This is a genomic window from Dinghuibacter silviterrae (genome assembly GCF_004366355.1).
Taxonomy (GTDB): Bacteria; Bacteroidota; Bacteroidia; order Chitinophagales; family Chitinophagaceae; genus Dinghuibacter; species Dinghuibacter silviterrae.
This window is the reverse complement of record NZ_SODV01000001.1, coordinates 108980-131720: the sequence shown is the minus strand read 5'-3', so window position 1 is coordinate 131720 and position 22741 is coordinate 108980. Positions and strand designations below refer to the sequence as shown.

Here is a 22741-nt window from a genome sequence, read left to right as displayed (position 1 = left end):
CGCCACAGACGCCCTGCCCGAAGGGCCATCATTAGCGGTGTTGCCGCGGCGGGCTAAATTGTCCGCTTAGCCCGCCGCGGCAACTCTACCCGTGGGCGGCGACGGCAACGTCGTTCCATTCCTCCCAGGTCGCGAGGCGGTTTTTGTAGGCTTCCTGGGCCCAGGGGAGCGCCTTTTTGCCAAGGAAAAGACGCAAGGGGGGATGGGGGGCGTCGACCAGTTTCAAAATAGCCGTGGGCGTTGCCTTGGGATCACCCCAGATGTCTTCCTGGGCGAAGCTTTCGGACGCTGCTTTGTGTATGGGCTCATAGGACGGGATGGGCGTAGACCGGGCGGCGGAACCCCCGATAAAGTCCGTGGAATAGGCATTGGGTTCCACCAGGGTCACATGGATGCCGAAATGCCCGACCTCCGTGGCGAGGGTTTCGCTGAGGCCTTCGATCGCGAATTTGGTCGCGTTATACAGCCCCATGGTGGGCACTGTCGTAATGCCTAAAATGCTGGAAACCTGGATGATGTGACCACTCCCCTGGCGGCGCATGAGGGGGAGGACGGCCTGGGTAGCCCACAACAGCCCGAAAACATTGACTTCCAGCTGGGCACGGGCTTCTTTCTCAGAGGCTTCCTCCACGGCGCCGAAAAGGCCATAGCCGGCGTTATTAATCAATACATCTATTTGACCGAAGTGATCCGCCGCTTTGGAGACGGTTGCAAAAACGGCGGCTCTGTCCGTGACGTCCAGTTGCAGGGGGAGCAGGGTGTCCGGGTACTGGCGGGCGAGGTCCTTCAGGCTGTCGAGGTTTCTTGCTGTAGCGATGACCTTGTCGCCCCTCTCCAGGAAGGCCTGGGCCCATAATTTGCCAAAGCCCCTGGAGGCACCGGTAATAAAGATTGTCTTTGCCATGTTCTTATTTTTTGACAAAGCTACCGGCGTCTGCAGGGGCGGGTGTTATACGGAAGTGGGGGAATGTGATACATTTCTCCCGAAGGGCCTCCCTAAAGGCTTCCCTAGGGTCGATAGGGTCCTTTGGTCTCGCCCCAGCCCCATTTGGGCATAGGATCTGTATCGTTGAGCGGGTTTTCGGTCAATTGGGAGTTGATGACGGCGATACGCGTACCCCATTCCAGGTAGCCTACCAGGGCGGAACGGAATTCCGGGTCGGCGGGTAGGCCGTTGTCGTCGGCGGTGTCCAGAAGGAGCTGTATCCAGCGTTTCCGCTTGGTGTCGTCCAGCATTTTGCCGATGTGGTGGGCGATCATGATCGCGTGGCTGCCACCATCATCTTGCGTATACCGTTTGGGCCCGCCAAAGACTTCAGCGACGAAGTGGGCGACGTGTGTTGGATGATCGGGGGACATATTCCGGAAAACGGGACCCAGGAGGTCGTCCTGCAGGACTTTGTCATAAAACCGGCGGAACAGGTTTTGAAAAGCGGCCTCGCCGCCGGCCCAATCATATAAGGTAGGTGTCGGTTCCATGACAGAAATTTAAGACATTTACGGGATGATACGAAGGCTGGCCATACAGGAGGTCATAGATTTGGGGTTGCCGATGGCGGACGTACGGACCCCTGCGGAATTTGCGCAAGGACATATACCGGGCGCCTTTAACCTTCCGCTTTTTAGCAACGAGGAACGCGTGCGCGTGGGAACGACCTATAAACAGGAGAGCCGTGAAGCGGCCATCCTGCTGGGTTTTGACCTGGCTGGCCCGAAGTGGTCGGGCTTTATAAAGGAAGCGCTGGACAAAGCGCCCGGTCGAAAAATTGCACTGCATTGCTGGAGAGGCGGGATGCGTAGCGGGGCCATGGCCTGGGCGCTGGACCTGTATGGTTTCCAGGTATACCTCGTGGAAGGTGGGTATAAGCAGTACCGTCGGTGGGTGTTGGACCAGTTTGAACGCCCGTGGCCCTTGTCTGTGGTGGGCGGTATGACGGGGTCGGGAAAAACAAAGATTTTGCAGGAGCTCCGCGGGATGGGGGAGCAGGTGATCGACCTCGAAGACCTGGCGCAACACCATGGGTCGACGTATGGGACGCTCAACCGCCTGGTGCAGCCTTCCCAGGAGCAGTTCGAAAACGAATTGGCAGACCGGCTTCGCGGGTTTGACGATGCCCGGGTGATTTGGGTCGAGGATGAAAGCCTGACGATCGGAAAAAGGCTTATCCCCCGAACCTTATGGAACCGGATGCAGTCGGCGGTGTTGTTTGACGTCCAGGTGGCGAGGGAGGTCAGGGTCAGGAATTTGCTGGCGGAATACGGTTCGCTGGACCGGGCTTTTTTGGTGGAATGCACCGAGCGGATATGGAAACGCCTGGGGCCGGAACAAACGAAACGGGCTGTGGCCGCGATACGGGAGGGGCGGATGGCGGATTTTATCCGGGAGGTCTTGTTGTATTATGATAAAACCTACCGGACGGGTCTGGCCGGGCGGGACCAGGAACGGGTCGTGCCGGTGCCGGTCTGGGGCAAAGACCCGGTGGAAAGCGCGGAATGGGTTTTAAATGTTGCACAACAAAGTCTGGATCATGGAATCGACCGATATTAAATTGACACAATTCTCACACGGCGCCGGTTGCGGTTGTAAGATCAGCCCAGCCGTCCTGGACAAAATATTACACACCAGCGTGCCGGTCCTGTCCGATCCCCGCTTGCTCGTAGGAAACGACCAGCGGGATGACGCGGCGGTGCTGGACCTTGGCAACGGGAACGCACTCATTTCGACCACGGATTTCTTTATGCCCATCGTGGATGATCCCTTTGACTTCGGCCGGATTGCCTCCGCGAACGCCATCAGCGACGTGTATGCCATGGGCGGCAAGCCGGTGCTGGCTATTGCCATCCTGGGATGGCCCGTGGACAAGATTCCGCCTGAGGTGGCGGGGCGGGTACTGGAGGGGTCGAGGGCGGTGTGCGCGGAGGCCGGGATCACCCTGGCGGGTGGGCACAGCATCGACTGCCCGGAGCCGGTTTTCGGTCTGGCGGTCAACGGCATGGTGGGTCTTGGTCAATTGAAACGGAATTCGACCGCGGTAGCGGGTTGCCGGCTTTACCTCACCAAACCTTTAGGGGTAGGCATCCTGTCCACCGCCCAGAAGCGGGGGCTTTTGGCGCCGGAGGACGCTGCTATCGCCCTGGAGAGTATGGTCCGGTTGAATAAGGTGGGGGAGATCTTTGGCGAGTGGGAAGGCGTGCGCGCCATGACGGACGTGACGGGCTTCGGGTTGCTGGGGCACCTGGTGGAAATGTGTGCCGGCAGCGGGGTTTCGGCGATCGTTGACTTTTCGAAGGTGCCTGTGATCGGGTCGGTGCCGCACTACCTGTCTTTGGGGTGTGTGCCCGGGGGGACGGGGAGGAACTGGAAAAGCTATGGAGACCGGATCGGACCGTTGACAGAAGAACAACGGTGTGTGCTGGCGGATCCGCAGACGAGTGGGGGCCTGCTTGTGGCGGTGACGGATGGGCCTGCTTTTGAGCGGTTGCTTACGGAGTATGGATTGCCGGGCGAGTCTATCGGGTGGTTGGAGGAGCCTGTGGGGAAGACTTTGATCAGGGTGATTTAAAGACTTTGGAAAAAGGCCGGTGTATACGCGTCGGTGGATATGGGGTGGAGGGGCGTCAGCCAGTTTCCCACAGGTACCTTCCCGGTACCGGGCCCCCCGGGTACCTTCGCCGTGCAGGGGCCATAAGTGATGACCCGGATGCTCCGGTGGCGGGATTCGCCTTTTAAGCGCTCCAGGACGTTATGAAGGAGGTTCCCGGTGAAAGGCGTGAACATAAAGAAAACGGTTCCCTGGCTCAGGTCGGCTTCGCGGACGTCAGCGTTGTCAAAGGACACGCCCGGCAGTCGAAGGCTGTCGGCCATGTCCTGCGCGTAGGCGCAAAGAGTGGGGTCATATTCGATGCCTCGTGCGTGTACGCCCGTCAGCAGGTGGACGAGAAGGACTACCTGTCCATTGCCGGACCCCAGGTCGATAAAAACGTCTTCCGAGGCCAGATTTATTTTTCCCACCATATCGAACACGATCCTTGCCGGGGTCTTTTGAAAATACACCATGTCCGGTTCCAGTGTCATGGTCTGCTCCGGCAAGGGCCGGTAGGACAAAAGCCGGTTGACAAAAAGGTCGAGGTTGTCGTAACCGGTGCCGGTTTCCCGGGGATGGACATAGGTATCGACCAGGTCGCGGAGCTCGTATGTCCCATTACGGATACCGTTGCGCAGTTTTTCAAAAAGGCATTCATCGATGCGTTCCAGGCGGGCCCGAAGGGTGTCTGCCTTTTGCCACAGCGATCCTTCGAGGGGCATCGCATCGAGGTCCTCCAGGACGTCGGCCCGGCGGTCGAAGTGGATCTCTTCCAGGAGGGAAGTATCTTTGATCAGGGCTTCGATATGGGCGGCCAGATCTAGCATTGTGGATACAAAATTCGTGTTTAAATTGTTCTTATGGCATACGATCAAAAACTAGCCGAAAGGGTTCGCCAGAAACTGGCGTCGCTTTCCAACGTTGAGGAAAAACCCATGATGGGTGGCCTGACCTTTATGTACAACGACAAGATGTGTCTGGGTATCATAAAGGACGAATTGATGTGCCGGATCGACCCGGACCTGCATGACGCCGCCATCGCAAAAACCGGTTGCAGGACCATGGACTTTACGAACCGGCCGATGCGTGGCTATGTGCTGGTGGAACAAAGCGGGTTAAAGACGGAAAAGGACTTTGACTATTGGGTGGGTATCGCGCTGGACTTTAACAAGAAGGCGAAGGCGTCGCGGAAAAAGAAGTAATTTGTATCTTTAGAAGGTGCGTAGACTTTGTGCCATATTGCTGTTTTTGCCGATCGTCGCGATGTGCGTGGCTTGGACGCGGGTGGGGTCGTTTTGTGTAACCGAGTGCGTCCTGTCGGATGGGCACGTCGCGACAACGCACGAGTGCCATGGGTGTCACAAGGACAAAAAGAAAGCCGAGGCATCGGCTTGCGTGGACTGTCCGTTGTGTTCGCTGGTGACCTTTCAGCCGTTTTTCCATTTTACGTATCTGACCTTGCCGGATAGGATAGCCTATCAGGTGATGCCCGTCTCCGGTCTTTCCGATTACTTCCGGCAACACTGGAAGCCGCCGGCCGGTCTTCCCTTTTCCTGAATAAGCAAAATCATTTTTCACCGTTGAACTCATTTTTTATGGAAAATATAATGAGCCTGGCATGTATTGGCCTGTTGATACTCTGCCCTTTTCCTTGTTGCCCGCATCCTTGCGCCTGCTGCCATAAGGCGGCTTAAGGACCGGTTACATGGCATCGCTTGATAACAGACCCCCGCGTGAGCGGGGGTTTGCTTTTGCCCGTCAGCTAAACGACTGACGGAAGGCCAGGGGTGTTTGGTTGGTCTTGGCCTTGAAAAGTTTGCTGAACGACTGGGAATGGACGAATCCGAGCTGGAAGGCGATTTCGCTGATGGAGAGGTCGGTGGTGGATAATTTTTCCTTGGCCTTTTCGATGAGCTTTTCGTGGATGTGTTGCTGGGTATTCTGACCGGTGAGGGTTTTGAGCAGGTCGCCGAGGTAACTGGGGGAAAGGTGTAGCTCACCGGCAATATATTGTACGCTGGGGAGGCCGTTTTCTGTCAGGGATTCGCTGTCGAAATATTCCGAAAGCAGGTTTTCGAGACGGTCGAGGATCTTGTGGTTGGTGATCTTGCGGGTGATAAACTGGCGCTGGTAAAAACGCTCCGAGTAGGTCAGCAGCAGGTCAAGCTGGGCAAGGATGATGTTCTGGCTGTATTTGTCGATGTTGGACTGGTATTCCTGACCGATGTTTTGCATAATGCCGATGATGGTGGATTCTTCTTTGTCCGACAGGAACAAGGCTTCGTTGACGGAGTAGTCGAAAAAGTCGTATTGCCTGATGGCTTTGGCCATCGGTGTGTTCCAAAGAAAATCGGGATGGACGAGGAGCATCCATCCCGAATGTTGCAGCATCTGGTCTTTGTCCACCTCAATCCGGAACACCTGGCCCGGGGCCATAAAGGTCATGATGCCTTCGTCGAAGTCGTAGTCCTGCTGGCCGTATTTGATCTTGCCGTTGAAGTTTCTTTTCAGGGCGATGCAATAATAATCGATCAGGAAATGTTTTGGTTCATTGTCGCCTTTTATGTCTTCGAACCGAACGACGCTGACCAGGGGGTGTTCCGGTTTGGGAAGCCCCATCAGACGGTGGTATTGGCTGATTGTTTGGAGCCGGATGACCATGGTACAATGTTACTCAGTTTTGCTGGTAAACCCTTGCAAATTCTTTTGCAAAGCCGGTCAGTTTTTCGCTGCCGAAGACGGCCGGTCTGTGCAGATTGAAATCTTCGGCCAGCTTGCCCGTGCGCAGGCTTTCAAACAACTCCACCAGGTGATCGGCGGTGTTTTTCGGCAGCCCGTTGGCCACATAGTTTTTATGCATTTGCTCATCGGAGACGACCTCCCATTTCAGGTCGGGTTTGCCGATGGCCGCTCCCAGGATGCTGGCGATTTCCTGGCCGGTGGCTTCGTCGCTGGCTACATACCGTACGTTGCTTTTACCATGTTGCGGCACGAATTTTTCCGCTGCCGACACAATTTCTTCCGCTACGGCGGCGGCGATGTCTTTCGGAGAGACCATCACGACCTTGTCCTCGCCGTAGTTGGCCCTGATCACGCCGTCCGTTTTGATCTTTTGTAAAAAGACATACAGGTTGTAATAGAAGTAAGTGGGGCGCACAAGGGTAAGGGTTATACCCGGGATGTCCTTTAGGATATTTTCCGCGTGGTGGGAGCCCAGGATGATCCCCGTCCCTTTATCCAGGTCGGCGCCGTACGAACTTAAGTAAACCACGCGGCGTACGCCGGTCTGCCGGATGGCCAGTGCATAGTTGCCCGCCACCCTACGGTAATAGGCGATGGGGTCGGGTTCGGCAAAGTTGGGTGGGTTCATTAGATAGACCGCGTCCGCGCCGGTAAAAGCGGCAGTGAGAAAACGGACGTCTTCTACGGAGCCGATGGCCGCGGTGGCGCCCAGCGCCTCGATGTCCTTTTGCTTGTCTTGTTTACTGCTGATGACGGTTACCTGATGGCCTTGTTGCACCAGGGTTTTGGTGAGGGGTTGGCTGATGTTCCCAAGGGAACCTGTGACGGTAATTTTCATAAAGCTCCTTTTGATGAAGCAAAGTTCAGGAGCGTTCAGGAGACAGCCGTAGCCGAATCAGGGGTTGTTGTAGCCAAAAACCAGGATATTGGATCCAGAGGTAAGCGGATTAAATTTTCGTCAAGATAGAACAGAATCAGCGTGCGGCGTGATAACATTTGTTATCAAATACTCCGGACTCCGTTCTTTCCCGCCAGTTTATTTTTGATGCGGCTGAGGTGTACGGGGCTGATCCCTAAGTAGGAGGCAATGTAGTGTTGGGGTACCCGTTGCACGATATGCGGTCGTTCCCGGAGGAGGTTTTTATACCGCTCTTCGGGGGTGTCCCTGATACGGGACAGGAATTCGGTGATGTAGTGGTGTTGCCGCTCATAGGCCATGTCGACGAGGGCCTTCAAAAAGGCGGTGTTTTCCGCGAGGTCGTTGATCGCGTACATATAAATGTTGTGGGGGATGCTCCAGACGACAACGGGTTCGATGGTTTCCAGGGCGAACATGCTGGGGGTGCGCCGGTAAAAACTTTCCTGGGAAGCGACGCCTTCGTATTCAAAAAAGAATTGGACGGTCGTTTCCTTGCCGTGGGCGTCAAACGACATCCGAAGACAGCCTTTTTCGACAAAATAAAAGTTTTGAGCGACCTTGCCGGCCTGCAGCAAAACGGTCCTCGCGGGAAACTCCTGGGGATGTTGCAGAGCCTTGCACTTTTCCAAAAAGGGCATCAGAGCCGAATGCCGGTCATTGCTAAAGATCAAGCTGGAATTATTACGTGTTGAAGATACGAAGATCGCTGGCGCCTATATCACTGTGGATAGAATGCTACAGCAGCGCTTTTTTGAGGGCGGCGAGGTGCTGTTTGCGGTTGGACTTTTTGAAGGTAATATCCTGGCATTGATTGAATTCGGCAAACTTTATCAGTGCGTCGGCGATCTTGTCGGGTTCGTGGAGGGGCACCGGTTCGAAGTGGAGATTGTGGACGGCGAGTACGCGTTGCTTGCGCTCCGCTTTTGAATCCATCCGGGCGACGAAGGTGTCCCCCACCAAAATGGGTAAAGAGAAGTATCCATATTTCCGTTTGGGCTCGGGTACAAAACATTCGATCTGGTAGTCGAAGTTGAAAAAGTCCCGTAGCCGGTGCCGGAAGACATTCAATACGTCAAAGGGCGAGAGAACAAAAGCGTCCCCGGACAACTGGATCTTTTTGTTTTTGTAAACGGGTAACATATAAAGCGGGGCGGTCTTTTGGTCTTCGATGGTTACGGTAAGGACCTCTCCTTCTTCGACGAGCTTTTCAAGTTCTTTTTTGACCAGGTGGTTTTTTACGTGACGGGCGCGCCAGGCGAGTTCTTTGGCGTAGGCGATACCCAGCGACTGCAGGGTGCGCCGGATCACGTGTCTTGCATATTCCTCCGGTGTGGGCTTTGTTTGATCGATGTCGTCCGGAACCAGGTTGGCAGGCAGGTCGTATACCTTCTGAAAATCCCTTGTGCGCGTGGTCATCAGGCGTCCGTCGAGGTACAACCGTTCGAGCGCGACCTTTGAGGGGCGCCAGTCCCACCAGCCGGAGCTTGCTTCCATGCGGTCGTTTTCAAAGTCTTTCACCATCAGCGGTCCTTCGCGTTCGATCCTGTCCAGGACGCGTTGCATCAGATTGACCTCGGCGGTTGTCAGGGGCTTCCTGGCGGAGGCAAAGCCCTCTTTTACGGCCAGGGAAAAGCGGTAGTCGTGCATGGGCATAAAGCCCGAGTCGGAGGTGAAAAATTCGAAGATCCTCCCGTCGGCTTGCAGTTCCTCCAGCCATTCCAGCTTATAGCCGGGTACCCGGGTGGCCAGGGCGTGGTGGTGGGCGCGTTCCACGGTATAGTTGGTGTCGAGCTGGACGTAGCCAAGGTGGTCGATCACTTTGTAGACGGCTTCGCGGCCTTTTCCGAACTGCGCAGGTCTGGCCAGGCCGGCGGCATGGAGTATAATTTTCCGGGCCTGCGCTTGGGAAAGGACGTGCGGGGTCATGAGGCCAAGTTACCGAAAATCAGCGGCGTTTTTCGGAGGATGCGCGCACGATCAATTCGGAGCGCAGCAAAATCGTATTAGCGATGTGCATGGAAGCATTCCCGTTGAGGTGGTTGATCAAATGCCGGGCGGCGGTTTCGCCCATTTCGTAGCCGGGATAATTGATCGTCGTCAGGTTGGGTTCGACCACGGTCGACACGGGGTCGTTGTTGAACCCGGCAAACGCAATGTCTCCGGGTATGCGTATGCCGGCCTGTTTCAAAGCCAGCATACAGCCGACGGCGCAGTTGTCGTTGGCGACGAATATGGCGTCGGGTCTATGCTTCATCTGCAAAATATGTTGGGCGGCGGCCGCCCCGGCTTCCTGGCTGAGGTCGCTGTAGATGATGTATTCCTTGTCGGCTGCGATGGAATGGTCGGCCAGCGCGTGGGTATACCCCGCGAGGCGATCGACGTAGACGTTGCTGTCCGAAGTAGCGGTGATGTGTGCGATTTTCCTGCAGCCCTGGCTGATGAGGTGGCTGGTGACGCCGTAAGCGGCTTTCCGGTTATCGATTAAGATATTGCTGCTGTGCACGTGTTCCGAAACACGGTCGAAAAAAATCAGCGGTATATTTTTTTTATGGAAAATATCGAAGTGGGAAAGGTCGTCCGTATCATAAGCCAGCGACACCAATAAACCATCTACCCGGTTGTTGAACATGGTTTTGGCATTCATCTTTTCATTGTCCGTTGATTCGGAGGACTGGCTGATGATAAGGTTATAGCCTGCCTGGTTGGCCACGCTTTCGATACCCGCGATGACCGTGGACATAAAATAGCTGTTTAGCCTGGGCACGATGACACCAATCGTTTCCGTGCGCTGGCTGCGGAGGTTTCTGGCAAAGTGATTGGATCGGTAACCCATTTGCTCTGCCAGGTCAAATACCTTTTTCTTGGTTTTTTTGCTGACGACCGGATCGTCTTTCAGGGCGCGGCTTACGGTGGCTGTCGATATATTCAGTTTACTCGCAATATCGTAGATAGTGATTTCTTTATTATCCAACATAATCGGCTTCGTAGTCTTGTAAAGCTATAGAAAAGTTTTTTTAAGAAAAAAAATTGTAATCGCTTACATTTTTCGAAAGCTTATTTATATTTGAAGTGTCAAATCTACGTTTAATGATCATAAACGTGTTGATGTTTTGCCTGCTATATGAAAGAAATGATTGACTTGCATGTGATTATATACAGCTCCCCTCATTTTATTTTCATACCATAAGGCGAAACCCGGTGAAAACCCACGCGGTGCCTGTCATCGGTTCATTTTTATTGTATCTGCTGTTTTGGCACAATATGTCTCATAAAAATGTAATCGATTTCAATGCCGTGCGGGGACACTTTTGCAACTTCAAAAAACTAATTTGTAATGAGCAAACTAGCGATTCTTGTCCTTCTTTTCCTTTCGTCCACCGCTGCTTTTGGCCAGAATGTCCTTAAAGTAAGGGGGGAGGTCACCGGTGAGAACGGTCAACCCGTTCCAAGGGCCTCCGTGGTTGTCAAGGGAACAGGGACGGGTGCTGCCTGTGACAGCACCGGTAATTTCGTCATTATGGCCCCTTCGGGGGGTACGCTGATCATATCCTCGATAGGGTATGCGCAGGTCCAGGTCCCGGTGAACGGCCGCAGCAGGATTTCGGTGACCATGAGCCTGCAAAACAACAGCACCAACGAAATCGTGGTGATCGGTTATGGCAGCCAGCGCAAAGGAGATGTGACCGGCTCCGTCGCTTCCATCAACGGGGACAACCTGAGGGCGGTCCCTTCGGCCAATATTTCGGATGCGCTTCAAGGGCGGGTGGCCGGGGTCGAGCTGGCGTCCACGGACTCCAGACCGGGCGCCGCCATGCAGATCCGCATCCGCGGTACGCGGTCGCTGAATGCCACCAACGACCCGCTGATCGTCCTGGACGGTATTCCTTTTCCCGGTACGATCACGGACATCGATCCGAGCGAAATCAAAAGCATCGATATTCTAAAGGATGCCTCGGCAACAGCCATCTATGGTTCCCGCGGCGCCAACGGCGTTATCCTGGTGACGACCAACAAGGGCATGGCGGGGCAGCAGCCGCGCCTGAGCTATAGTGGGTACGCCGGTTTCAAAAAGGCGATCAAATACCCGCTGATGAACGGCCCCCAGTTTGTAAAGCTCCGGGACGCGGCCGGTTTGTATAACAAATCCTACGGGACGGATGAAGACAGTACCAAAAATATAGACTGGCAGGACCTCTTGTATACAACGGGTCTTGTGACGAGCCATGACGTGAACGTGTCGGCCGGTACTGATAAAGGAAGCTATCAATTCGGGGGAACCTATTACCGCGATGAGGCCGTCATCCCTATGCAGAATTATACCCGGTATTCGTTTCATGGATCGGTCGACCAGGGGGTTGGAAAATTTATCCGGATCGGGTTTAGCTCCAACAGCAATTATGCGGTGACCAACGGCAGCGACCTGAACGCGGGGACAACGCTTAGCACGACACCCATCGCCAACCCGTACAATGCAGACGGGTCGCTGAAGAGGGTGGTCAATATGGCCCTGGATCAGAACTGGGTCTATACCAAACAATCCCTGGATGCTTTGGGTGACCAGCACATCGACCTGACCAGGGCGTTTAGCTCGTATAATGCGCTCTATGGTGAGTTGAAGATTCCCGGCGTTCCGGGGCTGAAGTACCGTGCCAATATCGGCGTCAACTATCGCCAGAGCAACTACGGGAACTACACGGGGGAAGGCGTGTTCAGCTCGTCGGCCACCACACCGTCCACCGCGACGATCAGCAATTCCCATACGACCAACTGGGCGATCGAAAACCTGCTGACATACGACCGCACTTTTGCGGAGGTACACAAAATAAACGCGGTCGCGCTGTATTCCACGGAACAAACCACTGCCTGGAATTCGCAGGTGTCGGCCATGGATATACCCAACGACGCCTTCCAGTTCTACAACCTGGGACAGGCCGCCGGTCAGATCACGGTCGACCCCAACGCGCAGGCGTATTCGCAAAAAGGGTTGATCTCCTATATGGGCCGTGTCATGTATTCTTATAATGACAAGTATATGCTGAGTGCCACGCTTCGCTCCGATGGGTCTTCGGTGCTGGCCACAGGACATAAATGGCATACCTATACCGCGGTGTCCGGTGGCTGGGACCTTACCAGGGAGTCGTTTATGCGCAATATATCCGCCATCAATCAATTGAAGCTGCGTGTCGGGTATGGCGGGACGTCCAACCAGTCCATCAATCCTTACCAAACGCTGGGGCAACTGTCTACCTATCCCTACAATTTTGGACCGAGCGATTATGTCACGGGGTATTATGTGTCCCTGCTCCCCAACCCCAGCCTGGGCTGGGAGTACTCCAAGACGTGGAACTATGGGGTAGACTTCTCCCTGCTCAAGGACCGGTTGTCCGGTACCGTCGAGTATTATTCCCAAAAGACCAACGACGTGTTGTTGTATGTCAGCCTGCCGGCCACCACGGGTGTAAGTTCGGTGTTGCAAAACATCGGCAACACCCAGAACAAGGGGGTCGAGCTGTCCCTCAACGGCGTCATCCTGCAAAACAAGAACGGCTGGACGGTGGAAGCCGGGGTCAACGTCTATGCCAACCGGAACAAGCTGACATCGCTGGCATCCGGTGAGACGGAGGACGTCAACAACTGGTGGTTTGTAGGGCACCCGATAGACGTGATCTACGACTACAAGAAAGTCGGTCTTTGGAATACCACCGATAAAAACTATCAATACCTGCAGGACTATGAACCGGGTGGGACCGCGGGGATGATCAAGGTTCAATACACCGGTACGTACAACCCCGACGGTTCTCCGACAAGGGCCAACGGCGCGGCCGACCGGCAAATCCTGAACATCCAGCCCAATTTCCAGGGTGGTTTCAATACCCGCGTGGCGTATAAAAAGGCCGATCTGACCATCGTCGGTGTCTTTCAGGACGGCGGTACGCTGATCAGTACACTATACGGATCGTCCTCCTACCTCGACATGTTGTCCGGACGCCGGGAAAATATCAATGTGAACTACTGGACACCCACGAATACCGGCGCGCCATTCCCCAACCCCGCAGGGCCCATCAACAGCAACAACCCTAAGTATGGGAGTACGCTGGGCTATTTCGACGCCTCTTATATGAAAATCCGGACCATCTCCTTAGGGTATAATTTTGCCGCCGATTGGATGAAGCATGCCGGCATTCACAAACTGCGTGTGTATGTGACGGCCCAGGATCCGTTTATCCTGTTCTCGCCCTACCACAAGCTGTCACATATGGATCCCGAAAGCAATTCTTACGGTACACAGAACCAGGCGGTTTCTTTTTATCCCAGCCGTCTGCTGGTCGTTGGTACCAATACGCCCAACACACGTAATTATCTGGTGGGCGTCAACTTAACCTTTTAAAAAAGAGGACAATGAAAAATATATTTATTATAGGCTTCGTTTTGGGGGGCATCGTCTTGCAGGGGTGTTCCAAAATATTGAACGAAGAGCCAAGGAGTACCTATACGCCTCAATACTTCCAAACCACCAACGGGGTCATCGGCGGGATCACCTCCCTGTATGCCAACCTGCGCTACATGTATGGGAACGGCTACTACCTGGATGCCTGCCAGACCGGGACAGATGAAGCGACCTACGGGCAGAATGCGGACCAGAATTTTAAAGACCTGGATCTTTCCGGTGTGGGCCAGGTAACGGGGACGACCAGCCGGTCCGACGTATTATGGAACAACGTTTTCCCGAATATCAACACCGCCAGCGGTATCATCGAAAACGGGCAGACAGCGGGGGTATCCGCTTCGCTGATTGCCGAAGCCCGTTTTTTCCGTGCGTTCGATTATTTCCTGCTGGTGCAGACCTTTGGGGGCGTGCCCCTGGATTTGGGTTCCGGTATCCTGAAGTTCAATACATCCGCCATTCGCACTTCCGTCCGGAATACGGTGCCCGATGTTTATACCAAAGCCGTTTTCCCTGACCTGGATTCTGCGGTGGCCGAATTGCCGGTAGCCGGCCGCGTGACCGGTGGGGTTACCCAGACGCTGGCGCGCTTATACCTTGCAAAAGCGTACCTGACGTATGGATGGTGGCTGGAGAACCCCAACAATATTCCCACGTACCCGCTTTGTGACCGGACCGACCCCGACGGCCATAATGCGCAGTGGTATTATCAACAGGCGTATAACGTGGCGTCGGCGGCCATCAGTGATCCGGGGCCTTTCGGGTTGCAGCCGACCTTTTATAACGTGAATGTAGCGACCAATGACCGGAACAATGAAATCCTTTTGTATGCCGACCATACCCAGTCCAGCCAGCAATACAACGGGGGCAGCCTGACCTACAGCAGCGGTTCTTCCCCGGACAACTTTGCGGGGTGGATGGATCAATGGAACTATACGAATATCCGGAGCGCCACCAGCCCCAGTTGGTCGTCCGTCGTCAGTTCCGTGCAACGGGCTGCCACCCAGGACCTGGGGCGCCCCTGGACGGAAATGGTTCCGCCGATCGCGATATTTGAAAATACTTTTGCCGACAAAACCAACGACTCACGGTACGACGGCACCTTTACAACGGTGTACCGCACCAATTTTATCGAGGCGGGGATCAAGGTCAACGGGGCCGTACCGGTCAGCCTGTACAATGCCAACGGGCTGCCAGTCGCCGAAGGGGCTCCGATCCTGACCTTCTTAAACGACGACTCCCAGGCATCAGCCATCGACTATTCCAATTCCGTGTACAAAAGCAATGTGGGCGCGGGCGTACTCCCCGGACGTGCCGACTTCGTGGTGTCGCCCGCCGGGTATAGCCGGATCATGTACCCCGGAAACTGGAAGCTCGGACCCTACCGGACCGACAACAACGGCGGGTTGGGACAGCCCAATGCCGGGAGCACCCGCCCGTGGAATATCGCGAAGTTTTCCGAACTGTTCTTTATCGCCGCCGAAGCAGCCGTAAAGGGCGCGACGCCAACGGCGATCGGCGGCACTTACGCCAATGACGGTACCGCCAGGGGTTTGATCAATGTCATCCGGGCGCGTGCAGGCCATTGGAGCTGGAGTCACGCCGCCGGTGCAGCCCTGGTCCAGGACAACAGCGCGGCCATGATCGCCGCCACACCCGCGACGGTCGACATCAACTATCTTCTTGCGGAACGCACCCGGGAATATTTTGGGGAAGGCTACCGCTGGTATGACCTGGTGCGCACGCAAACCTGGGCCCAGCTTTCTTCCAGTTATACCATTTGCGGAAGTACCTTTGGGGACCACACCCAGGTAACGGTCACCCGGACCATTCCGACCAGTTACTTTATCCGGCCCATTCCGCAAGGCCAATTGGATGGTATGCAGATGAGCGACTCGGCCAAGGCGGCGTATCAGAATCCAGGTTATCAATAAGTATTCGATCATACTGATTGTAGGGTTTATCATAGCCGCGGCTCCCGTCCATGGACAAAGGCAACGCCTTTGCATCGACGGGGGCTGGCGGTTTATGCGCTATACCGGCGCGCCGGACAGCCTGGTGTATGATGAACGGCCTGTTGTCACGGATCGTACCGATGGCCGGGTGGCCGATACAAGGGCGACGGAGTCCGGTGTTGCCATTGCTTCCGGGCGGGCGCTCAAAGCCTGGATCCTGCCGTCGGGGAATGATTTTATCGCGGATCCTGCGGCGCGGCATGTGCGACCGCCGGGGAATCCCGGTGGTGATTTTTTATACGTGCGCCCCGATTTTGACGACCGTCGCTGGTCCCTGGTTGACCTGCCGCATGATTGGGCGATTGGTGGACCTTTTTATACCACTCCCGATGCGGTCGTTGGGGGGGGGATGGGGCGGTTGCCGGTAAATGGCGTGGCGTGGTATCGTAGAAAGCTGGTTGTCCCTGCCTCTGCCCGGGGCAGGCGGTTGTATCTCGACATCGACGGCGCCATGAGTTATGCCATGGTGTGGTTGAATGGTCACCTGGTGGGCGGGTGGCCTTATGGTTATAACTCTTTTCGCCTGGACCTGACGCCTTATGTTCGTCCCGGGGGGGATAACCAACTGGCGATACGGATCGATAATCCGGCGAATTCGTCGAGGTGGTATCCGGGGGGCGGGCTTTACCGGCATGTGTGGCTTGTTACGTTGGCCCCGGTGCACGTGGCACAGTGGGGGACGTTTGTCAGAACCCGCCGGGTGAATGCGTCCTCGGCGGTGGTCGATCTTTCGGTTCAGGTGGACAATGCTTCTGCGGTTTCTAAAAGGGTTCGTGTGGTCACGGAGGTGTTCGCCTCCGGGCGGCCCGTTGCGGTCTTTTCTCCAGGCTTGTTGACGTTGGGCGCCGGTGAGAAAGGCTCGCTGGTGCGTTCGGTGACGATTCGCAAGCCTTTACTATGGGGGCCGCCTCCCGCGCAACAGCCTTATTTGTACGAGGCGGTGACGCGTGTCATCGTAGACGGTGCGGAGGTCGATACCTATAGGACCCGCTTTGGTATCCGTTCCGTCACGTTTGATCCTGTGCGGGGTGTACTGGTCAATGGAGTACCTATCCGGATACAAGGCGTCAACCAGCATGCCGACCTTGGCGCTTTGGGGATGGCGTTTAATTTCCGCGCCGCGGAAAGACAACTGGACCTGTTGCGCGAGATGGGATGTAATGCCATACGGCTGGCGCACAATCCGCCCGCACCGGAACTGCTGGACCTGACGGACCGCATGGGTTTTCTGGTCATTGATGAAATATTCGACTGTTGGTACAAGGGGAAAACGCCCCTGGACTTTCATTTGATCTTTGGGGACTGGCATGAGCCGGATCTTCGCGCGTTTATACGGCGGGACCGGAATCACCCCTCCGTGATCGAATGGAGTTTTGGCAACGAGGTCGGGGAGCAGTATACAGGCGAGGAAGGCGCGGCGGTGGCCAGGGAATTGCACGATATTGTACGATCTGAAGACAGCACGCGGCCGGCGACTGCCTCTATGAACTATGCGAAACCGGATATGCCGTTTCCGGGGGTTATGGATGTGCTGAGCCTGAACTACCAGGGGGAAGGGATACGGGATGCGCCGGCGTATGCGCGGCTACGGGGGATTAAAACGGCACCGTTGTATTTTTCGTTTCGGAGGCAGTTCCCGTTCAAGATGATTCAAAGTAGCGAGACAGCGTCTACTTTAAGTACCCGTGGGACCTTTATTTTCCCCGTGGATTCCGGCATCAGTGCGCCGGTGAGCGACAGCACCGGCGGTGATGCTTCTTTTAAATATGTAAGCGCCTATGACCTCTACACGGCGGCGTTCGGTGCTTCACCCGATAAGGTGTTTGCTGCCCAGGACCGTCATCCTTTTGTAGCCGGGGAATTTGTTTGGTCGGGTTGGGACTATCTGGGGGAGCCGACGCCTTATTACTCCGCCCGCAGTTCCTATTCCGGGATCATCGACCTTGCCGGCTTCAAAAAGGACCGATTTTACCTGTATCAGTCCCGCTGGCGGCCCGATCTCGCCATGGCGCATATTCTGCCGCACTGGACATGGCCTTCACGGGTAGGGCTTGTCACGCCCGTGCACGTGTATACATCGGGGGATGAAGCGGAGTTGTTTTTAAACGGGCGGTCGTTGGGGCGGCGGAAAAAGGGCGCTTTTGAATACCGGTTGCGCTGGGATAGTGTGATATACGAGCCGGGGGTGCTTCGCGTTGTCGCGTATAAAAACGGGAAACCATGGGCGACCGACACTGTTCGTACCGCCGGGGCGCCGGCAAGGTTGCAGTTGATCGCCGACCGGTCTTCGACGAGGGATCTGTCATTTATTACTGTTCGCGTGCTGGACAGCAACGGAGTTCTTGTGCCGCAGGCTTCTTGTGACATTCATTTCGAGGTGTCCGGACCCGGGGAGATCGTGGCGACGGATAATGGGAACCCCGCGGATATGGTGGCCTTTCCTTCTCCGGAGCGGGCCGCCTTTAGTGGGCTGGCGTTGGTGATTGTCCGGGGGCGGAAGGGCAAGATCGTCGTGACGGCGAAGGCTTCCGGGCTGGTTAGTGCTTCTGTAACAGTTGAAGTAACTGACGGTCCAGCTGATGTCCATGCCAGTCCTCATATGCTACGTCGGTCCGACCGGAGTCCAGAATACCAAAATCCCCGATAAAATTCCACAAGGCGAAGCCGATGCCACCGGCGGAAAGAATGTCGAGGACATCGGAGAACCAGGCGATAAAGACGTCGTGCGGGGTTTTGTTCCAGCAACCGCATTCGCCGCAATGGACGCCGACGCCTTGCTCCACCAGTTTTATCCAGGGTTGGTAGTACTTAACCAACATATCCCGGCTCAAGTATTGATTTCCGACCTGTCCCGGCCATAACGGTACCGGACAATGCTCGGGGTCTTTGTTGGCCCAGGGGGCTTTGTAATGGGAGATCTGATGGGGGTTATAGCCGCGACAGCTCTGAGCGATGCCAAGGTCTTCCAGCTCCGGAACGACCAGGTTGCCACCCCAGTTGCCTTCGGCGATGATCAACCTTTCCGGGCTCTCTTTCCGGATGGCTTCCGTGGCGGCGCCCATCACTTTACGATAAACGTCCCCGGGAACAGCGGTGCCTGCGGAATGCTGGTCGTTCATGTCCGCCCGCATCGCCGGTTCGTTGAGCAGGTCGAAACTTATTTTGTCCTTTGGGATACCCCGATACCGGTGCGCCCAGAAATTCCAGTGGTAACAATAGGCGTCGAGCGCGGCTTGATCCTTCCATAAGTTATACGGTTCATGAAAGCCGGCATTGACGCAATAGCCGGGCGCCCTGTGGAGGTTCAGGCTGACGTGCAAGCCATGCTTGTTGGCCATCGTGACCAGCTGGTCAACTTCCTGGACCTTTTGTTCATCGATATGGTACACTTCGTCGGTGGTGATATCCCTGCTCCTGTCGAATTGAAGGTAGTGGGGATAGGCCATGGGGATGCGGACATAATCGAATCCCCAGTCTCGCATCCAAAGGATATGGTCTTCGATCGTGGGATGCCCGTAGGGAGCGGGGTTGGGCGAAAAAAAGTCCAGGAGGTTGAACCCCTTCCATTTCGGGAGGGGGTTGGTTTTCCCGGTGCCGGCGGCCAGCGCCTCGTGGTCCAGGAATGCGAGACCGCCGGCCAGCAGACCGGCGTTTTTGATAAAGTTTCTGCGACGCATGGGCTAAATGTAAATTGATTTTCGCAAAAAGCCGATTGATCGTTGCTAACAGGGCGGGTGCGGATGGATCTACTTTTGTCTCATAAAAACATAAACGATGAAAAAGCGCGTTTTGGGGAAAAGTGGCCTGGAGGTCTCGGCCATCGGCCTGGGTTGTATGGGGATGAGCTATGCCTATGGTCCCGCGCCGGATAAAAAGGAGATGATCTCGTTGATCCGGGCGGCGGTGGACAAGGGCGTAACCTTTTTTGACACGGCCGAGGTATACGGTCCTTTTATCAATGAGGAACTGGTGGGAGAGGCCTTGGCGCCGGTTCGCGATGGCGTTGTGATCGCCACGAAATTCGGCATGCAAATACAGGAGGGCAAGCCGACGGTAGACAGTCGGCCGGAGGGGATACGAGCATCGGTCGAGGGGTCGTTGAAGCGGCTGAAAACCGACTATATCGACCTGTATTACCAACACCGTGTGGATCCGGCCGTGCCCATTGAAGAAGTGGCCGGCGTGATCCAGGCATTGATCCGCGAAGGCAAGATCCGGCACTGGGGCTTGTCGGAAGCCGGTGTAAACACCATCCGCCGCGCGCATCGTGTGCAGCCGCTGGCGGCGGTGCAAAGCGAGTATTCCCTGTGGTGGCGGCGGCCGGAGGAGGCGGTGCTGCCCGCACTGGAAGAGCTGGGTATCGGCTTTGTGCCGTTCAGCCCGCTGGGGAAAGGCTTTCTGACAGGCACCATCGGCAAGGACGCCACCTTTGGCCATTCAGACTACCGCCGTATCGTGCCTCGCTTTATGCCGGATGCCCTGGAAGCAAACCAGGGGATTGTCGATCTGTTAAGGCAGATCGCTGTTCAACTGCAAGCGACGCCTGCGCAAATTGCGTTGGCCTGGGTGCTGGCGCAAAAGCCATGGATCGTTCCGATACCCGGTACGACGAAGATGCACCGGCTGGAGGAAAATATCGGAGGGGTTGACATTGACCTGGCGGGTATCGGGAGGGCTTTGGAGAAGATAGAAGTGGTGGGGGCGCGGTATCCGGAGGAGTTTGAGAAAAGGACGGGGCTATGATAACATGCCTTTGGGCTTATAGACCGATAGAAGGGTCGCTGTGATCAGGGCCGTCAGGGAGGCGGCTGAGGCGATGACGAGGTGGATACGGTCTCCGTGGAGGGGCGTTGCGGCGGTAGCTACGCGGTGAATCATGCGGGTGTGCAGGACAAGAAGGGGAAGGGAGACGAGGCTGATCCCGAACTTGACAATGATCCAGTAGTGGCGGAACAGCCCCCACCTGGTGCCCAGCGATAGCAAAAGGCCTGTCGCCAGGGAGGTGATGGCAAGGGGGACGATGACCGGCCAAGTGATGGGATCCATGGCGGCGTAGACCACGGGATGGGTCAGTCCGGTGATGGCCAGGGCCAGGAAGGCTGCGACGGCGCCGAGCCAGCCGACGGAACTCAGGATATGGACCAGGAGAACGGGTTTGCGGGGCATTTTTTTTTGCCCTAAAGTTGGACCGTTGTCCGCATTCGGACTTGACAAAACTGGGGAATCTGTTAGCGGATATGCTCGATGGGGATGTGGATGTGTCGTTGGAGCTGGTCGTAGGGATTCTTTGCCGGATGTCGGTCGAAGGTCTCAAAGCCCGCGATGCCGGCGATTTTGAAGCCGCTGTCGGGTAGCCACCGGCGGTAAAAATAATGGGCAGCCTTGTTGGTGGTTCGAAGACCGCCGCTGACGGTAAAACGGGCATAGGTGCCCGCTGGGATCCGGTAGGTGGGCGTTTGCCCTGTAGGAAGGAAGGCCCGGTAGGTGTTGCGCAGGTGCGGGGTGAGGATGCCGTAGAAGGGCGCCTCTCCCTGGGGGAGGGCCTGGAAGGCCTCCGTAATCTTTTGGGGGTCGTTGAAGGGGGCGAGGACGAACACGCCGCTCACGGATTGGTGTCTTATGACGTCGATCTCGGGCGGACTCGCCGGTACGGCCGGACTGTTCCATTCGGAGGGTGTACCCTTGTGCAGCAGTTGCATTTGCCTCGCGTGGGACAGGCAGCGTATTTGTTCGGGGGAATGGCCGAAGTAGGTTTTTACGGCCCTCGAAAACGTCGAAAGGGAGGTGAACCCGCTGTCCAGACCGATGTCCTCCACGGATTTGTGGGGATGGATGACGAGGTTATGGAAGGCGGTTTCCAGGCGGAGCTGGAGGCTGTATTGCTTGGGTGTTTCCCCGGTCATTTGTTTAAAGAGCTTTGGAAGATGTTCCGGGGAATAGCAGGCCAGTCCGGCCAGGGTTTGGCGGGAGAGGTCCTGGTCGGGGTGGGCGAGAATATAATCTATGACCCGGGCTATCCTTTCGTCGCGGTCGCTCATGGCGGTTGATTGACGTATGCTAAGGTAGTGTAACTTTATTCCAAATGAAATTTATGGGATGGATAGGGGTGATGCTCGCGCTGCTGGGTTGTGGAAACCCGGTCGACACCACACACCTGGAAAAAGACCTGCTGCACCTGGAGACAAAAATACCCCTCACAGGGGTCAGCGGCAGGATCGACCACCTGGCCTATGATTCGGTGGGGCGCCGTGTTTTCGTGGCGGCGCTGGGGAATGGTACGGTGGAGGTGGTGGACCTTTCATCCGGGAGGCGGCTGTATTCGATTACGGGGTTGCGGGAGCCGCAAGGGGTGGTGTATGTTTCGTCGCGTTTGGTGGTGGCGGATGGCGGTTCCGGCGATTGTATCGTGTATGATGGTGGGCGTTATTTGGAGTTGGGGCGCGTGGCGCTAGGGGATGACGCGGATAATGTGCGGTATGATGGAGCGCGGGTATATGTGGGATATGGAAGCGGAGGGATTGCGGTGATCGACCCGCTGGCGATACGGAAGGTCGGCGATTTGCCCCTGAAAGGACACCCGGAGTCTTTCCAGTTGGACGATTCCGGGCGGGTATGGATCAATATTCCGGACGAGGGTGAGGTGGTTACAGCGGATATGCGGACGTTGCGGATCACGGGTCAATGGAAGAATCGTGGAGGTGCCGCCAATTTCCCGATGGCGCTGGATAAGGCGCGGCTTTTTGTAGGGTACCGGCACCCGGCGCAGGTGAGGGTATTGGACAATCGGACCGGGTCGATGGGGGCGTCGCTGCCCTGCGTTGGGGATGCGGATGATGTGTTTTATGATAACGGGGTGCTTTTTGTATCTGGTGGGGAGGGGTACCTAGACGTATTCCGAGGGGATACCCTGGTGAATCATATTCCTACGCGTCGGGGCGCACGTACCTGCCTTTGGTTGCCGGGGGAGCGGAAGCTGATATTGGCGGTGCCGGCTAGGGGTGGGGAGGAGGCGGCGTTATGGGTGTATGGGATGTAG

20 protein-coding genes are annotated in these 22741 nt (G+C 56.0%); 9 read left to right on the top strand and 11 right to left on the bottom strand.

Annotated elements, in window-relative coordinates:
• Window positions 1-85: 85 nt before the first annotated feature.
• Together EDB95_RS00660 and EDB95_RS00655 are read right to left on the bottom strand one after the other, a co-directional pair.
• Window positions 86-904 (bottom strand): SDR family oxidoreductase, encoded by an 819-nt coding sequence (locus EDB95_RS00660; RefSeq protein WP_133989578.1) that lies wholly within the window; start codon window positions 902-904, stop codon window positions 86-88.
• 104 nt (window positions 905-1008) lie between these two features.
• Window positions 1009-1479, bottom strand: a complete 471-nt coding sequence (locus tag EDB95_RS00655) for a group II truncated hemoglobin (RefSeq protein WP_133989576.1) — start codon at window positions 1477-1479, stop codon at window positions 1009-1011.
• A gap of 25 nt (window positions 1480-1504) precedes the next feature.
• On the opposite strand from EDB95_RS00655, the gene mnmH reads away from it, so the two are divergent.
• Window positions 1505-2548: a tRNA 2-selenouridine(34) synthase MnmH gene (gene mnmH / locus EDB95_RS00650; protein ID WP_133989575.1), complete on the top strand. Its 1044-nt coding sequence runs from the start codon at window positions 1505-1507 to the stop codon at window positions 2546-2548.
• Complete coding sequence (gene selD, locus EDB95_RS00645) at window positions 2529-3563, top strand: selenide, water dikinase SelD (RefSeq protein ID WP_133989573.1); 1035 nt, start codon at window positions 2529-2531, stop codon at window positions 3561-3563. Before mnmH ends, selD begins: the two co-directional genes overlap by 20 nt.
• On the opposite strand, the gene EDB95_RS00640 is transcribed toward selD, so the two are convergent.
• Entirely contained in the window at window positions 3560-4411 is an 852-nt protein-coding gene (locus tag EDB95_RS00640) for a class I SAM-dependent methyltransferase (RefSeq protein WP_133989571.1), read from the bottom strand. The genes selD and EDB95_RS00640 overlap by 4 nt on opposite strands.
• A gap of 33 nt (window positions 4412-4444) precedes the next feature.
• Here EDB95_RS00640 and EDB95_RS00635 point away from each other — a divergent pair, with 33 nt between their 5' ends.
• Both EDB95_RS00635 and EDB95_RS00630 read left to right on the top strand, forming a co-directional pair.
• The gene (locus EDB95_RS00635; RefSeq protein ID WP_133989569.1) at window positions 4445-4786 is read left to right on the top strand and encodes a TfoX/Sxy family protein; all 342 of its coding nucleotides are present in this window, start codon (window positions 4445-4447) and stop codon (window positions 4784-4786) included.
• 16 nt (window positions 4787-4802) lie between these two features.
• Entirely contained in the window at window positions 4803-5141 is a 339-nt protein-coding gene (locus EDB95_RS00630; RefSeq protein ID WP_133989567.1) for a hypothetical protein, read from the top strand.
• Window positions 5142-5342: 201 nt separating this feature from the next.
• Here the strand turns inward: EDB95_RS00630 and EDB95_RS00625 are convergent, their stop codons facing one another.
• The 5 genes from EDB95_RS00625 to EDB95_RS00605 all read right to left on the bottom strand — a co-directional run bounded on the left by EDB95_RS00625 (window position 5343) and on the right by EDB95_RS00605 (window position 10219).
• A complete protein-coding gene (locus EDB95_RS00625; RefSeq protein ID WP_133989566.1) occupies window positions 5343-6245 on the bottom strand; it encodes a helix-turn-helix domain-containing protein in 903 nt (300 codons plus the stop codon).
• Window positions 6246-6258: 13 nt separating this feature from the next.
• Window positions 6259-7164 (bottom strand): NmrA family NAD(P)-binding protein, encoded by a 906-nt coding sequence (locus EDB95_RS00620; protein WP_133989565.1) that lies wholly within the window; start codon window positions 7162-7164, stop codon window positions 6259-6261.
• A gap of 164 nt (window positions 7165-7328) precedes the next feature.
• The gene (locus EDB95_RS00615; RefSeq protein WP_133989563.1) at window positions 7329-7916 is read right to left on the bottom strand and encodes a Crp/Fnr family transcriptional regulator; all 588 of its coding nucleotides are present in this window, start codon (window positions 7914-7916) and stop codon (window positions 7329-7331) included.
• 64 nt (window positions 7917-7980) lie between these two features.
• Window positions 7981-9171, bottom strand: a complete 1191-nt coding sequence (locus EDB95_RS00610) for a winged helix-turn-helix domain-containing protein (RefSeq protein ID WP_133989561.1) — start codon at window positions 9169-9171, stop codon at window positions 7981-7983.
• Between the two features lie 19 nt (window positions 9172-9190).
• A complete protein-coding gene (locus EDB95_RS00605) occupies window positions 9191-10219 on the bottom strand; it encodes a LacI family DNA-binding transcriptional regulator (RefSeq protein ID WP_133989559.1) in 1029 nt (342 codons plus the stop codon).
• 360 nt (window positions 10220-10579) lie between these two features.
• On the opposite strand from EDB95_RS00605, the gene EDB95_RS00600 reads away from it, so the two are divergent.
• Genes EDB95_RS00600 through galB form a run of 3 tightly spaced genes read left to right on the top strand, consistent with a single transcriptional unit; the run spans window position 10580 to window position 18352 of the window.
• On the top strand, window positions 10580-13633 hold the full coding sequence (locus EDB95_RS00600) for a SusC/RagA family TonB-linked outer membrane protein (RefSeq protein WP_133989557.1): 3054 nt from the start codon (window positions 10580-10582) through the stop codon (window positions 13631-13633).
• 11 nt (window positions 13634-13644) lie between these two features.
• Window positions 13645-15624 (top strand): RagB/SusD family nutrient uptake outer membrane protein, encoded by a 1980-nt coding sequence (locus tag EDB95_RS00595; protein ID WP_133989555.1) that lies wholly within the window; start codon window positions 13645-13647, stop codon window positions 15622-15624.
• A complete protein-coding gene (gene galB, locus EDB95_RS00590) occupies window positions 15602-18352 on the top strand; it encodes a beta-galactosidase GalB (RefSeq protein ID WP_317129031.1) in 2751 nt (916 codons plus the stop codon). The genes EDB95_RS00595 and galB overlap by 23 nt, the downstream gene beginning before the upstream one ends.
• Here the strand turns inward: galB and EDB95_RS00585 are convergent.
• Window positions 18243-19382 (bottom strand): glycoside hydrolase family 5 protein, encoded by a 1140-nt coding sequence (locus tag EDB95_RS00585; protein ID WP_133989551.1) that lies wholly within the window; start codon window positions 19380-19382, stop codon window positions 18243-18245. The genes galB and EDB95_RS00585 overlap by 110 nt on opposite strands.
• Before the next feature lie 97 nt (window positions 19383-19479).
• On the opposite strand from EDB95_RS00585, the gene EDB95_RS00580 reads away from it, so the two are divergent.
• Entirely contained in the window at window positions 19480-20448 is a 969-nt protein-coding gene (locus tag EDB95_RS00580) for an aldo/keto reductase (protein WP_133989549.1), read from the top strand.
• On the opposite strand, the gene EDB95_RS00575 is transcribed toward EDB95_RS00580, so the two are convergent.
• Together EDB95_RS00575 and EDB95_RS00570 are read right to left on the bottom strand one after the other, a co-directional pair.
• A complete protein-coding gene (locus EDB95_RS00575) occupies window positions 20443-20871 on the bottom strand; it encodes a hypothetical protein (RefSeq protein ID WP_133989547.1) in 429 nt (142 codons plus the stop codon). The genes EDB95_RS00580 and EDB95_RS00575 overlap by 6 nt on opposite strands.
• Before the next feature lie 62 nt (window positions 20872-20933).
• Window positions 20934-21743, bottom strand: coding sequence for a helix-turn-helix domain-containing protein (locus tag EDB95_RS00570; RefSeq protein ID WP_133989546.1), 810 nt, complete (start codon window positions 21741-21743; stop codon window positions 20934-20936).
• Between the two features lie 44 nt (window positions 21744-21787).
• Between EDB95_RS00570 and EDB95_RS00565 the strand changes: the two genes are divergently transcribed.
• Window positions 21788-22741, top strand: a complete 954-nt coding sequence (locus EDB95_RS00565) for a YncE family protein (protein WP_133989544.1) — start codon at window positions 21788-21790, stop codon at window positions 22739-22741.

Excerpts from the sequence above, each read along its gene's own strand:
- EDB95_RS00625 (WP_133989566.1), bottom strand. The coding sequence starts at position 6,245 with ATGGTCATCCGGCTCCAAACAATCAGCCAATACCACCGTCTGATGGGG.
- EDB95_RS00655 (WP_133989576.1), bottom strand. The coding sequence starts at position 1,479 with ATGGAACCGACACCTACCTTATATGATTGGGCCGGCGGCGAGGCCGCT.
- mnmH (WP_133989575.1), top strand. The coding sequence starts at position 1,505 with ATGATACGAAGGCTGGCCATACAGGAGGTCATAGATTTGGGGTTGCCG.
- EDB95_RS00565 (WP_133989544.1), top strand. The coding sequence starts at position 21,788 with ATGAAATTTATGGGATGGATAGGGGTGATGCTCGCGCTGCTGGGTTGT.
- selD (WP_133989573.1), top strand. The coding sequence starts at position 2,529 with ATGGAATCGACCGATATTAAATTGACACAATTCTCACACGGCGCCGGT.
- EDB95_RS00610 (WP_133989561.1), bottom strand. The coding sequence starts at position 9,171 with ATGACCCCGCACGTCCTTTCCCAAGCGCAGGCCCGGAAAATTATACTC.
- EDB95_RS00575 (WP_133989547.1), bottom strand. The coding sequence starts at position 20,871 with ATGCCCCGCAAACCCGTTCTCCTGGTCCATATCCTGAGTTCCGTCGGC.
- EDB95_RS00605 (WP_133989559.1), bottom strand. The coding sequence starts at position 10,219 with ATGTTGGATAATAAAGAAATCACTATCTACGATATTGCGAGTAAACTG.
- EDB95_RS00585 (WP_133989551.1), bottom strand. The coding sequence starts at position 19,382 with ATGCGTCGCAGAAACTTTATCAAAAACGCCGGTCTGCTGGCCGGCGGT.
- EDB95_RS00620 (WP_133989565.1), bottom strand. The coding sequence starts at position 7,164 with ATGAAAATTACCGTCACAGGTTCCCTTGGGAACATCAGCCAACCCCTC.
- EDB95_RS00660 (WP_133989578.1), bottom strand. The coding sequence starts at position 904 with ATGGCAAAGACAATCTTTATTACCGGTGCCTCCAGGGGCTTTGGCAAA.
- EDB95_RS00600 (WP_133989557.1), top strand. The coding sequence starts at position 10,580 with ATGAGCAAACTAGCGATTCTTGTCCTTCTTTTCCTTTCGTCCACCGCT.
- EDB95_RS00640 (WP_133989571.1), bottom strand. The coding sequence starts at position 4,411 with ATGCTAGATCTGGCCGCCCATATCGAAGCCCTGATCAAAGATACTTCC.
- EDB95_RS00635 (WP_133989569.1), top strand. The coding sequence starts at position 4,445 with ATGGCATACGATCAAAAACTAGCCGAAAGGGTTCGCCAGAAACTGGCG.
- EDB95_RS00580 (WP_133989549.1), top strand. The coding sequence starts at position 19,480 with ATGAAAAAGCGCGTTTTGGGGAAAAGTGGCCTGGAGGTCTCGGCCATC.
- EDB95_RS00570 (WP_133989546.1), bottom strand. The coding sequence starts at position 21,743 with ATGAGCGACCGCGACGAAAGGATAGCCCGGGTCATAGATTATATTCTC.
- EDB95_RS00595 (WP_133989555.1), top strand. The coding sequence starts at position 13,645 with ATGAAAAATATATTTATTATAGGCTTCGTTTTGGGGGGCATCGTCTTG.